Annotated in this window: 15 protein-coding genes and 1 riboswitch; of the genes, 10 read left to right on the top strand and 5 right to left on the bottom strand. The window is 72.7% G+C overall.

All coding sequences use genetic code 11. The features are described from left to right. Positions 1-2: 2 nt before the first annotated feature. Together DEJ46_RS34225 and DEJ46_RS34220 are read right to left on the bottom strand one after the other, a co-directional pair. Positions 3-305, bottom strand: a complete 303-nt coding sequence (locus DEJ46_RS34225) for an urease subunit gamma (protein WP_150272572.1) — start codon at positions 303-305, stop codon at positions 3-5. A gap of 166 nt (positions 306-471) precedes the next feature. After that, positions 472-1,089 carry a TetR/AcrR family transcriptional regulator gene (locus DEJ46_RS34220; RefSeq protein WP_150272570.1) on the bottom strand — a complete coding sequence of 206 codons (618 nt, stop codon included), beginning with the start codon at positions 1,087-1,089 and terminating at the stop codon, positions 472-474. 103 nt (positions 1,090-1,192) lie between these two features. Between DEJ46_RS34220 and DEJ46_RS34215 the strand changes: the two genes are divergently transcribed. Further along, positions 1,193-2,191, top strand: coding sequence for an ABC transporter permease (locus DEJ46_RS34215; RefSeq protein WP_150272568.1), 999 nt, complete (start codon positions 1,193-1,195; stop codon positions 2,189-2,191). Between the two features lie 139 nt (positions 2,192-2,330). Here the strand turns inward: DEJ46_RS34215 and DEJ46_RS34210 are convergent, their stop codons facing one another. Then, on the bottom strand, positions 2,331-2,609 hold the full coding sequence (locus tag DEJ46_RS34210; RefSeq protein WP_150272566.1) for a type II toxin-antitoxin system Phd/YefM family antitoxin: 279 nt from the start codon (positions 2,607-2,609) through the stop codon (positions 2,331-2,333). 67 nt (positions 2,610-2,676) lie between these two features. Here DEJ46_RS34210 and DEJ46_RS34205 point away from each other — a divergent pair, with 67 nt between their 5' ends. From DEJ46_RS34205 to DEJ46_RS34195, 3 genes are all read left to right on the top strand, one after another. Beyond that, positions 2,677-3,300 (top strand): ATP-dependent Clp protease proteolytic subunit, encoded by a 624-nt coding sequence (locus tag DEJ46_RS34205; RefSeq protein WP_150272564.1) that lies wholly within the window; start codon positions 2,677-2,679, stop codon positions 3,298-3,300. Positions 3,301-3,307: 7 nt separating this feature from the next. Then, positions 3,308-3,613 (top strand): hypothetical protein, encoded by a 306-nt coding sequence (locus DEJ46_RS34200; RefSeq protein ID WP_150272563.1) that lies wholly within the window; start codon positions 3,308-3,310, stop codon positions 3,611-3,613. Positions 3,614-3,927: 314 nt separating this feature from the next. Next, positions 3,928-4,135, top strand: a riboswitch (cyclic di-AMP (ydaO/yuaA leader). Between the two features lie 3 nt (positions 4,136-4,138). Continuing rightward, entirely contained in the window at positions 4,139-4,615 is a 477-nt protein-coding gene (locus DEJ46_RS34195; protein WP_150272561.1) for a C40 family peptidase, read from the top strand. 58 nt (positions 4,616-4,673) lie between these two features. Here the strand turns inward: DEJ46_RS34195 and DEJ46_RS34190 are convergent, their stop codons facing one another. Both DEJ46_RS34190 and DEJ46_RS34185 read right to left on the bottom strand, forming a co-directional pair. Further along, entirely contained in the window at positions 4,674-5,117 is a 444-nt protein-coding gene (locus DEJ46_RS34190; protein WP_150272559.1) for an ATP-binding protein, read from the bottom strand. 172 nt (positions 5,118-5,289) lie between these two features. After that, complete coding sequence (locus DEJ46_RS34185) at positions 5,290-6,471, bottom strand: 8-amino-7-oxononanoate synthase (protein ID WP_150272557.1); 1,182 nt, start codon at positions 6,469-6,471, stop codon at positions 5,290-5,292. A gap of 143 nt (positions 6,472-6,614) precedes the next feature. Between DEJ46_RS34185 and bioB the strand changes: the two genes are divergently transcribed. The 6 genes from bioB to DEJ46_RS34155 all read left to right on the top strand — a co-directional run bounded on the left by bioB (position 6,615) and on the right by DEJ46_RS34155 (position 11,559). Continuing rightward, the gene (bioB, locus tag DEJ46_RS34180) at positions 6,615-7,907 is read left to right on the top strand and encodes a biotin synthase BioB (RefSeq protein WP_150272555.1); all 1,293 of its coding nucleotides are present in this window, start codon (positions 6,615-6,617) and stop codon (positions 7,905-7,907) included. After that, complete coding sequence (locus tag DEJ46_RS34175; protein ID WP_150272553.1) at positions 7,900-9,180, top strand: adenosylmethionine--8-amino-7-oxononanoate transaminase; 1,281 nt, start codon at positions 7,900-7,902, stop codon at positions 9,178-9,180. The genes bioB and DEJ46_RS34175 overlap by 8 nt, the downstream gene beginning before the upstream one ends. A 27-nt stretch (positions 9,181-9,207) precedes the next feature. Further along, a complete protein-coding gene (bioD, locus tag DEJ46_RS34170; protein WP_150272551.1) occupies positions 9,208-9,936 on the top strand; it encodes a dethiobiotin synthase in 729 nt (242 codons plus the stop codon). A gap of 112 nt (positions 9,937-10,048) precedes the next feature. Then, entirely contained in the window at positions 10,049-10,393 is a 345-nt protein-coding gene (locus DEJ46_RS34165; RefSeq protein ID WP_150272549.1) for a VOC family protein, read from the top strand. 10 nt (positions 10,394-10,403) lie between these two features. Then, positions 10,404-11,069 carry a class I SAM-dependent methyltransferase gene (locus DEJ46_RS34160; protein WP_150272547.1) on the top strand — a complete coding sequence of 222 codons (666 nt, stop codon included), beginning with the start codon at positions 10,404-10,406 and terminating at the stop codon, positions 11,067-11,069. A gap of 64 nt (positions 11,070-11,133) precedes the next feature. Next, positions 11,134-11,559, top strand: a complete 426-nt coding sequence (locus DEJ46_RS34155; RefSeq protein WP_150272546.1) for a GNAT family N-acetyltransferase — start codon at positions 11,134-11,136, stop codon at positions 11,557-11,559. Positions 11,560-11,652 lie beyond the last annotated feature (93 nt).

Raw genomic sequence — 11,652 nt, 5'->3', positions numbered from 1 at the left:
GCTCAGACGATGGGGTCGTGGACGGTGACGAGCTTGGTGCCGTCCGGGAAGGTGGCCTCGACCTGGACGTCGTGGATCATCTCGGGGATCCCCTCCATGACGTCCTCGCGGGAGAGCACCTTGCGGCCGGAGGCCATGAGTTCCGCGACGGTGCGGCCGTCCCGGGCGCCCTCCAGGATGTGGGAGGTGAGCAGGGCGACGGCCTCGGGGTGGTTGAGTCTCACACCCCGCGCCCGGCGCTTCTCGGCCACGTCGGCCGCGACATGAATGAGCAGGCGTTCCTGTTCGTGCGGGCTCAGTTGCACTCTTCCACCTCACAGTCGTCGACCGGGAAGGCACCCGGACAGCTGCGGACCCTACCCAGCTTCAACAGCCTGTTGAGCTGCCGGGACGCGGTCCGCGGCCGGACATTGCACGTTAGGGCGGAAGTTTTTCCGGCTCGTTAACTCCGGCTTTGCAGTTTCATGATCATCAGGTCGGATCGACGGTCATCGACATCAGACCCCTGAGTCCGTCCTCCAGGATGTCCACGGCCACGTCCCCGAAGAGCGCCTGCTGGGCGATGAAGCCCTGGGCGACGGCGATCAGCGTGCGGGCCACATGGTCGGCGGGGACGTCGGCGGTCAGGATGCCGCTCTCGCGGTAGGCGGTGACGAGCTTCGCCCAGGCGATGCGCATGCCGTGGTACCCCTCGGCGAGGGTCTTCGCCAGCTCCTCGTCGCGCAGGGTCTCCGTCCACACCTGGATGATCAGACGCGCGAAGGCCTGCCGGTCGGCACCCTCGATCCGCTCCTCCAGGAAGAGCCGGAGCACCGCGCCGAGCAGCACGTCGGGGGTGGGTGGCGGGGTGGCCCTGGACGCCTCCTCGAACGCGCCCCGGATGCCCGCGAAGGCCTCGGTCGCGATGGCGGCGATCAGTTCGTCCTTGCCGCGGAAGTAGCGGTAGACCGCGCCGGCCGACAGGCCCACCTCGGCCAGCACGTCCTGCATCGAGGTCGCGTGGAAGCCGTTGCGGGCGAAGCAGCGCGCGGCGCCGTCGAGGATCTGCCGCCGCCGGGCGTCGAGGTGTTCCTGGGAGACACGAGCCATGGAGCGAACCTAAAACGAATATTCATTCTTGACAACTCCGCGACGCCGCAGGACAGTGACATCAAGAAAAACGAACGATCCTTCTCTTTGATCGGAGGACGCCATGTCCGCCACCACCACCGCCCCCGGCGCGGGGCGCAGGACCATCGCGGTGATGGTGCTGATCCCGACCGTCGTGGCCCTGGCCCTCTGGGCCTTCGCCTGGCCGGCGGCCCGGACGGCCCCCCGCGACCTGCCGATCGGCGTCGCCGGCCCCGCGACGGCGGTGACCGCCCTGGAGGAGGGGTTCAGCCGCCACGAGGGGGCCTTCGAGGTCCACCGCTACGAGGACGGCGCCGCGGCCCGGTCCGCGATCGCGGACCGGGACGTATACGGAGCGGTGGTCGTGACACCGGGCGGTACGGAGCTCCTGACCGCCTCGGCGGCGAGCCCGGTGGTGGCCGGGCTGCTCCGGGAGGCCGTGACCGCGCAGGCCCCGGAAGGCGCGAAGGTGACGGTCACGGACGTGGTCGCCGCCCCGGCCGGTGACCCGCGCGGGGCCGTGCTCGCCTCCAGCCTGCTGCCGCTCGCCCTGGCGGGGGCCGCGGCGGGTGTCGTCACGACCCTCCTCGGGCTGCGCGGGACCCGGGCGGTGACCGCCCTCGTCGGCGCCTCGGCGCTCGCGGGGCTGGCCGGCACGGCCCTCGCCGACAGCTGGCTCGGCGCGCTCACCGGCGACTGGTGGGCGGAGGCCGGGGTCCTGTCCCTGACCGTCCTGGCGATCGGATCGACGTTCGCGGGGCTCGCCGCGCTCATCGGAAAGCCGGGCTTCGGGCTCGGGGCGCTGCTCGTGATCCTGATCGGCAACCCCTTCTCCGGGGTGTCGAGCGCACCGGAGCTGCTGCCCACCGCGGCCGGCTCGCTCGGGCAGCTGCTGCCGCCGGGCGCCGGGGGCGCGGCCCTGCGGTCGGTCTCCTTCTTCGACGGCGCGGCGGCGGGCGGACCGCTCCTCGTGCTCAGCGTCTGGGCGGCGGCGGGTCTGACCGCGACCCTGCTGGGCACCCGCAGGCGCCGTACGGAGCCGGCGGCGGCGCCTCTTCCGGTCCCGGCACCCGTGGGCTGAGCCCGCGGGCGACGAAAGACGGCCGCGTACCCCCGCTGCAGCGGACGGGGGTACGCGGCTCTTTCGTGCGCGCGGCCGCGACGTGCGCACGGCCCGCGTCGAGCGGACCGGAGCAGCGGCGGAGGTCGGCGGCGGAGGTCTAGGAGACGCCCGGTTCGCGGTGGTGGGCGGCGATGCCGAAGCGGCGCTGTTCGCCCGTGGCGGAGTCGACCGGACGCAGCGCGGAGACCGAACCGACCACCCGCTCCGGCGCCGGCTCGCCCGCCGCTTCCAAAGCCTCCAGGTCAGCGGCCGAGACCAGGGCGACCAGGGGCTTCCCGTGGCGGGTGACGACCACGCGCTCACCGCCGTACACGACGCGGTTGATGAGGTCGGCGAGCTCAGCCCGCGCTTGCGTCACCGGGATCTCGTAGGTCATGCTCCCCATCTTACGGTCTGTACGTCCTGTACATTTTTCACAGACAGTTCGATGGAGGTGCTCAGCCATGGACGCGCGCTACGTTCTGCCCGAGTTCACGGAGCGGACCAGCTTCGGAACCCGGACCCTCGACCCCTACTCGAAGCTCCTGGAGTCCCGGATCGTCTTCCTCGGCACGCCGGTCGACGAGACCTCGGCCAACGACGCCATCGCCCAGTTCCTCCACCTCGACCACGCGGCGCCGGGCCAGGACATCTCCCTCTACATCAACTCCCCCGGCGGCTCCATCAGCGCCATGACCTCGATCTACGACACGATGCGGACGCTCTCCTGCGACGTGGAGACCACCTGTCTGGGCCAGGCCGTCTCCACCGCGGCCGTCCTGCTCGCGGCCGGCACCCCGGGCAAGCGCCTGATCCTGCCCGGCGCCCGGGTCACGCTCCGTCAGCCGACCCTGGACGAACCCCTCCAGGGACAGCTCAGCGACCTCGACCTCCAGACCGCCGAACTGCTGCGCATGCGCGCGCTGGTCGCCGGGATGCTTGCCGAGCACACCGGGCAGGACCGGGAGCGGATCGACGCCGACACCGACCGGCTGACCGTCCTGGACGCACCGGCGGCCGTCGCGTACGGCCTGGCGGACCACGTGGTCGCGAACCGGCGCACCGCCGCCGGCGGTACGGGCCGGTGAGCCGGCCGTGGTCCCCGAACTGCCGCCGCTGCCGGCCCTGACGCGGGCCGAGGGCGAACTCGTCGACGCGTACCTCGAAGTCGTCGACCTCCTGGGGAAGATCAATCCATCCAGGAGCACGCATACTTATGGGGCGTTGCGCGCGGCCCAGGCCCTGGTGGGACGCGCGGAGGCGCTGCGCGAGGCCCTGACGCTCATGCATATACGGGGCGAGGCCGAGGTCCACGCGGACACATTGGCGCGCGCCCTAAGGGTGTTGGACGGGGAGCGCCGGACCGGCCGCGTCACCGTCCCCCGGACCCGGGCGAGTTGACATATTCGCGTGTCGTGTCGAGGTCCGGTCGGCCGACAGGCACCGCAGAATCCCTCGCTCGTTCGGCGTAGTCGACGAGTCGACATATGAAGCGGGGAAGTTGCGCAACAGGTGTACGCATTTGGCGGAATCGAACGTTCCATCGCTGGTACGCGGCTCGTCGGCCAAACCTCCGAAGATCACAAAGGCTCTCTGTCCACCCGAACGGATCAGTCGTGAGGAGCCTCACATATCGACGTTTCAGCTCGGTTTTCGCCCATGTCATGGGTCAAGATCCCTGTCGACGACAAGCCCCCGCCACCGCGGCGGGGCGGTCCGGGCGGACGCCGAGTCCTGCCGCTGTCCCGGACGTCTGGTCGACAGGAGTGGATCGGCAGGAGTGGAGGACCCAATCAGTACGGGACGTTCGAGCTGTCACGACAGCGAGGACCGTTCCTTGGGGTGAAGCCGCAGCCGCGGCCGGGCATCTTCGCCTGCCCGAACCCGACAGGTCATCCTTCTCAGGCGGCTGACGAAGGGTTGCGCATGACCGCGCAGATGCATGTCCCGTCCCTGCTGTCCCGGGCCGGAGCCGTCTCGGCTCTCACCCTCGCCGCCGTCGGCGGCACGCTGTTCGCACCAGGTGCGGCACCGGAGGCCCAGGCAGCGACGACACACGCGAACAAGGCACTGAGCGTCGCCGTGTCCAAGAAGGGATCGCCGTACCGGTACGGATCCGCCGGACCCACGCGGTTCGACTGCTCCGGGCTGACGCTCTACGCGTACAAGAAGGCGGGCAAGTCGCTGCCACGCACCGCGCAGCAGCAGTACAACAAGACCCGGCACATCTCCAAGTCCAGCAGACAGAAGGGGGACCTGGTCTTCTTCCACTCGGGCGGGAAGGTGTACCACGTCGGCATCTACGCCGGCAGCGGCAAGATCTGGCACTCGCCCAAGACGGGTTCCTGGGTGAAGCTCGACAGGATCTGGTCGTCGAAGGTCTACTACGGCCGCGTCCGGTGACGGCCCCCGGGCGCTGACCTCGGACGAGGGGTGTGGTGGCGCCGCCGCACCCCTCGCCTCAGTGGTACGAGCCCGACACCGGGGCCATCGCCCACGGCAATGTGATCCAGACCGTCTTGCCGCCCTCCTCGGTCGGAGTGACCGAGAGGCGGCCACCGGCCTCCGCCGCCAGGACCCGGATGATGACCATGCCCCGCCCGTTGTCCTGCTGGACCGCCGCCGGGAGGCGGCGGGGCCAGCGGGGATGGCTGTCGGTCACACCGATGTGCAGCCGCTCCTCCCGCTCCAGGCGGAGGTCGACCGTAAAGGTGGGCGACTGACCGAAGGTGTGCTGGACGGCGTTGGTGGCCAGCTCCGAGATGATGAGCCGGATCGAGTCCGCGATCTCCGCGTCACCGTCGAGCCCCCAGTCCCCCAGGACGTCCGCGACGTATCTGCGGGCCGTGCGGACCGAGGCGGGATCGCTCGGCAGAGTGACGGATACTTCCTGATGGTCTGCCATGGCGGCGCTGTCCCTTTCCCGCCGGGGACACCACCCCGGATTGCGCTTCGCGTCAGAGTGCCACCGATCGTGCCGCCCCGTACGGGGTTCCACCACGATATGTGCGCATCTATCGCCCGAAGCGGTGAACTCTGCTGCCCGGAAACTCTCTTGGGCAGCGGAGTCGACACGGTCAGACGGCGGCGGGCGCGGTGCGCAGGATCGTCCGCACCGCCCGCTCGATTTCGGAGTCCGTCAGGTCGGCACGGGCCGTGAGCCGCAGCCGCGAGATGCCGTCCGGGACGGACGGGGGCCGGAAGCACCCGACCGCCAGGCCCTGTTCGCGGCAGTCCGCGGCCCAGCGCAGCGCCGCCTCGGGTGAGGGGGCGCGCACCGAGACGACGGCCGCGTCCGGCCGCGCCGCGGTCAGTCCGGCCGCCGTGAGGAGCTCGTACAGGGTGGTGGCGACGGTCCGCGCCCGCCCGGCCAGCGCCGGTTCGGCCGCGATCAGACGCAGGCTCGCGAGCGCGCCGCCCGCGGCCGCCGGGGCGAGCCCGGTGTCGAAGATGAAGGTGCGCGCCGCGTTCACCAGGTGCTCGATGACACGGGCCGGGCCGAGGACCGCGCCGCCCTGGCTGCCCAGGGACTTGGAGAGGGTGAGCGTGGCGACGACGTCCTCGTCGCCCGCGAGGCCGGCCTCGTGCAGGGCTCCCCGGCCGCCCTCGCCGAGGACGCCGAAGCCATGGGCGTCGTCGACGACGAACCCCGCGCCGTGGGCGCGGCAGGCCTCGGCGAGCTCCGGCAGGGGCGCCTTGTCGCCGTCGACGGAGAAGACGGAGTCGCTGACCACGAGCGCCCGGTGCGCCGGCCACGCCTCCAGGGTCTTGGCGACGGCCTCGGGATCGGCGTGCGGCACGACGGCCGTCTCGGCGCGCGCGAGCCGGCAGCCGTCCACGATGGAGGCGTGGTTGGAGGCGTCCGAGACGATCAGCGAGTCCCGGCCGCCGAGTGCGGTGAGCGCGGCCAGGTTGGCGGCGTAGCCGGAGGAGAAGACGAGGGCCGCCTCGAAGCCGCAGAAGTCGGCGAGTTCGCGCTCCAGGCGGGTGTGCAGCCGGGTCGTTCCGGTGACGAGCCGGGAGCCGGTGGCGCCCGCGCCCCAGCGCCTCGCCGCCTCGGCCGCCGCCTCGGTGACCTCCGTACGGCGGGTGAGGCCGAGGTAGTCGTTGCTCGCCAGGTCGAGGAGCTCCGACTCGGCGGCCCGGGGCCGCAGCGTACGGACGAGACCGGCTTCCGCCCTGCGGCGCGCCTCGGCGTCGGTCCAGTCGAACGCGGTCCGGCGCGGGCCCTCGGCCCGGGCGTCGTCGGCCAGTGGCATGCGGCGATCCTTTTGTAGGCAGCCCACAGACCCTAACCGGAGTCCGTCGAGGTCGGGATGTGGTCATCCACACACCTCGTTCGGGGGCGTTTGTTCGGATCCTCCTTGGCCCGAGGGCGGGCGGTAGGCAAGGATCAGCGTTTATGGACCTGCTGAACACGCTGGTGGAGAAGGGGCTGCGGCGCGAGCTGCCGACCCGTGAAGAAGCGCTCGCCGTACTGGCGACCTCCGACGACGAGCTGCTCGATGTGGTGGCGGCTGCCGGGAAGGTGCGCCGTCAGTGGTTCGGGCGGCGCGTGAAGCTGAACTACCTGGTCAACCTGAAGTCGGGGCTGTGCCCCGAGGACTGCTCGTACTGTTCGCAGCGGCTCGGCTCCAAGGCCGAGATCCTCAAGTACACGTGGCTGAAGCCGGACGAGGCGTCCCAGGCCGCCGCCGCGGGTGTCGCGGGCGGGGCCAAGCGGGTCTGCCTGGTCGCGAGCGGGCGCGGTCCGACGGACCGCGACGTCGAGCGGGTCGGCAAGACCATCGAGGCGATCAAGGAGCAGAACGAGGGCATCGAGGTGTGCGCCTGTCTCGGTCTCCTCTCGGACGGCCAGGCGGAGCGGCTGCGGGACGCCGGCGCCGACGCGTACAACCACAACCTGAACACCTCCGAGGCGACGTACGAGGGGATCACCAAGACCCACACGTACGCGGACCGGGTGGACACCGTGCAGAAGGCGCACGCCGCCGGTCTGTCGGCCTGCTCCGGTCTGATCGCGGGCATGGGCGAGACCGACGAGGACCTCGTCGACGTCGTGTACGCGCTGCGCGAGCTCGACTCGGACTCGGTGCCGGTCAACTTCCTCATCCCCTTCGAGGGCACGCCGCTCGCCAAGGAGTGGAACCTGACCCCGCAGCGCTGCCTGCGGATCCTCGCGATGGTGCGGTTCGTCTGCCCCGACGTCGAGGTGCGGATCGCGGGTGGCCGTGAGGTGCACCTGCGCTCGATGCAGCCGCTGGCGCTGAACATCGCGAACTCGATCTTCCTCGGCGACTACCTGACGAGCGAGGGCCAGGCCGGCCAGGCCGACCTCGACATGATCGCGGACGCGGGCTTCGAGGTGGAGGGCGCGGGCACGACGACGCTGCCCGCGCACCGGGCGGACGCGCTCGCGGCGGCGGGTGCCGCCGCGGCCGGCGGCTGCGGTTCGCACGGCTCGGCGGAGGGCGCGGGCTGCGGCTCGCAGGCCCCGTCCGAGGGCGCCGGCTGCGGTTCGCACGCGGGCGGCGGCTGCGGTCCCTGCGGGGGCCACGCCGCACCCGCGGCCGAGCCCTTGGCGGCCGAGGCGGCTGCGGCGCCCGAGGCGGTCCCCGCGGCGAACACCGCGCGGACCGACCTGGTGGCGGTCCGCCGCCGGGGCGCCGGCACGGACCTGGCGCCGAATGCGTAACGACGAACTCCTCGCCCTGGACCGGGCGCACGTCTGGCATCCGTACGGCCCCATGCCGGGCCGTACGGACCCGCTGGTCGTCGCGTCCGCGTCCGGGGTGCGGCTCCGGCTCGCCGAACCCGCCGAGGGCCGGGACGAGTTGATCGACGGCATGTCCTCGTGGTGGTCGGCGATCCACGGCTACAACCACCCCGTGCTCAACGAGGCGGTGCGCGGCCAGCTCGACCGGATGAGCCACGTCATGTTCGGCGGGCTCACCCACGAGCCGGCCGTACGCCTCGCCGCGCGCCTCGTCGAGATCACCCCCGAGCCGCTGCGCCACGTCTTCCTCAGCGACTCGGGTTCGGTCGCCGTCGAGGTCGCGGTCAAGATGTGCCTCCAGCACTGGCGCTCGGTCGGCCGGCCCGGCAAGCAGCGGCTGCTCACCTGGCGCGGCGGGTACCACGGGGACACCTGGCAGCCGATGTCGGTGTGCGACCCCCAGGGCGGGATGCACGAGCTGTGGTCGGGGGTGCTCCAGCAACAGGTGTTCGTGGACGCCCCTCCGGTCGCGTACGAGGAGTCGTACGCGGAACTGCTGCGGACCGAGATCGCGCGGCACGCGGACGAGCTGGCCGCGGTGATCGTGGAGCCGGTCGTGCAGGGCGCGGGCGGGATGCGCTTCCACGACCCGGCGTATCTGAAGGTGCTGCGCGAGGCCTGCGACGCGCACGACGTCCTGCTCGTCTTCGACGAGATCGCGACCGGCTTCGGCCGCACGGGCACGCTCTTCGCCGCGGACCAGGCGGGTGTCTCCCCCGATGTGATGTGCGTGGGCAAGGCGCTGACCGGCGGCTACCTGTCGATGGCGGCGACGCTCTGCACGAGCCGGGTCGCCGACGGGATCTCCCGGGGCGAGGTCCCGGTCCTGGCCCACGGGCCGACCTTCATGGGGAACCCGCTGGCCTCGGCGGTGGCCCTCGCCTCGATCGACCTGCTCCTCTCGCGGGACTGGGCCGTGGACGTCAAGCGCATCGAGGCGGGGCTGCGCGACGGACTCGCTCCGGTCGCCGCCCTCCAGGGCGTGAAGGACGTACGCGTGTGCGGCGCGATCGGGGTCGTCCAGCTCGACCACGCCGTCGACATGGCGGCGGCCACGCGGGCGGCGGTCGGGGCCGGCGTGTGGCTGCGCCCGTTCCGGGACCTGATCTACACGATGCCCCCGTACGTGACCGGTGACGAGGACCTGGCCCGGATCTGCGCGGGGGTCCACGCGGCCGCCGCGGCGGGCTGAACGACGGACGGAAGGACAAGGACAGCGGTGGGAATCGTCGTGGTCTCCGGTACGGGGACGGAGATCGGCAAGACGGTCGTGACCGCGGCGGTGGCCGCCCTGGCCACGGCCGCCGGCCGGTCGGTCGCGGTCCTGAAGCCGGCGCAGACCGGGGTCGGGCCGGACGAGACGGGCGACGCGGACGAGGTCGTCCGGCTGTCCGGCGCCGCGGCCTCGGTCGAGCTGGGGCGCTTCCCGGAGCCGCTGGCTCCGGGCACGGCCGCGAAGCGGGCCGGACTCGCCCCGGTCGGGCCCCGGCAGGTGGCCGAGGCGGCTTCCGCGCTGGCCGCCTCGCACGATCTGGTGCTCGTGGAGGGGGCGGGCGGGCTGCTCGTCCGCTTCGACGAGGAGGGCGGCACGCTCGCCGACGCGGCGGCGCTGGTGGGCGCCCCCGTCCTGTGCGTGGTGCCTGCCGGTCTCGGGACGCTCAACTCGACGGCCCTGACGGCAGAGGCACTGGCGGCCCGCGGCATCGAGCAGCTCGGCGTCGTGGTCGGCAGCTGGCCGGCCGCGCCGGACCTGGCGGCCCGCTGCAACCTGGCGGACCTGCCGCAGTCGGCGGGCGCGCCCCTGCTCGGGGCCGTACCGGAGGGTTCGGGCTCGCTCGGCCCGGCGGAGTTCCGCGCGGCGGCGGCCGACTGGCTGGCGCCGGTGCTCGGCGGGACGTGGGACGCGGAGGCGTTCGGGGCACAGTTCGCGGCGGAGTTCCGGGCCTAGCCCGCCGTCGGCATCCGGACGTGGCCTGCCGCCGGATTCCGGGCGTAGCCCGCCGCCGGCATCCGGACCGACTTCGGGGGCCGATCCTGGGCGGACTCCGTACTCTGGGCGCATGCGTGCTCGCGTTCAGGAGATCGTCTTCGACTGTGCCGATCCGGCTGCCCTCGTCCGTTTCTGGGCGGGCCTGCTGGGCGGTGATCCGGTCGACCGCTCCGGCGACTGGTCGTACGTCGACCCGCCGGAGTTCGTCCGGCTCGCCTTCCAGCGTGTGCCGGAGGGCAAGTCGGTGAAGAACCGCGTCCATCTCGACCTGGAGGTGGCGGACCCGGACCGGGCCGCCACCGAGGCGGGGCCCGCCGGCGCGGTCCGTGTCGGCGGACTCGTGGCGGACGAGCAGGGCTCCTTCCAGGTCATGCGGGACCCGGAGGGCAACGAGTTCTGCTTCGTGACCGGGTGAGGGGCGCCCGATGACCCCGCCGTCCCCTCCGCTTCCCCCGGGTCCTCGGGTCCACCACCCGCTCTTCGCGCGCTTCTACGCCCGCGTCAGCGTGTCGGCCGAGACGCGCGGCGGGCTCGCCGCCCTGCGCGAGGAGCTGCTCTCCGGGCTCACCGGCCGGGTCGTCGAGATCGGGGCGGGGAACGGGCTGAACTTCGCCCACTACCCGGCCGGTGTCACGGAGGTCGTGGCCGTCGAACCGGAACCCCGGCTGCGCCGGCTCGCCGAGGAGGCCGCACGGCGAGCGCCCGTGCCGGTGACCGTCCGGCCGGGCACGGCGGAGGCGCTGCCTGCGGAGGACGGGGTCTTCGACGCGGCCGTGGCCTCGCTCGTGCTCTGCACGGTACGGAGCGTCCCGCGGGCTCTCGCGGAGGTGCGGCGCGTCGTGCGGCCCGGCGGTGAGCTCCGCTTCTTCGAGCACGTGGCGGCGGGGACGCCCGGGCTCGCGCGCGTACAGCGGGGACTGGACCGCACGGTCTGGCCGCTGCTCTTCGGCGGCTGCCACACCTCGCGGGACGCGATCGGGGAGATCGGGGTGGCGGGTTTCACCCTCGGCCCGTACCGCTCCTTCGACCTCCCGGAGCGCGGGCCGCGCCTGCCGAGCTCCCCGTGCGTACTGGGCGCGGCCCGGCGGTGAGCGGCGTGTCCCACCCGCCGGAACTCCGTGGCACGGGCTCCGATCCGCGTGGTGGGATCCGGCCATGACTGATCCGCAGATTCGTTCCGCCCGGCCCGACGAGGCCGACGCCGTCCTGGCCTTCTGGAAGGAGTCCGCCGAGGGGACGTCCGTCTCGGACGACGTGCTCGGGGTGACCCGGCTCGTCGAGCGCGATCCGGACGCGCTCATCCTCGCGGTCGCCGACGGGGTGATCGTGGGCTCCGTGATCGCCGGCTGGGACGGCTGGCGCGCCTCCCTCTACCGGCTCGCCGTGCTGCCCTCCCACCGTCGCCGCGGCATCTCCACCGCGCTGCTGCGCGCGGCCGACGAGCGGTTCGCCGCGCTCGGCGGGCGACGGGTGGACGCGATGGTCCTGGAGGCGAACGAGACGGGCAGGCTGCTCTGGACGGCCGCCGGGTACGAGCGCCAGGATCATTGGCGCCGGTGGGTGAAGCCTCTCCGGAGCTGATCCACGGCGGGCGGAGGAAGCCCGTCGCAGGCTGGTCGGCGGCGGGCGGGCCAGGCTCACCGACGGCTGATCATGACGCCGCTTTGCCCGTCC

Source organism: Streptomyces venezuelae (genome assembly GCF_008642375.1).
GTDB classification, from domain to species: domain Bacteria; phylum Actinomycetota; class Actinomycetes; order Streptomycetales; family Streptomycetaceae; genus Streptomyces; species Streptomyces venezuelae_G.
Note: the sequence above shows the minus strand (reverse complement) of the source record. Positions and strands in the feature narration are given on the sequence as shown.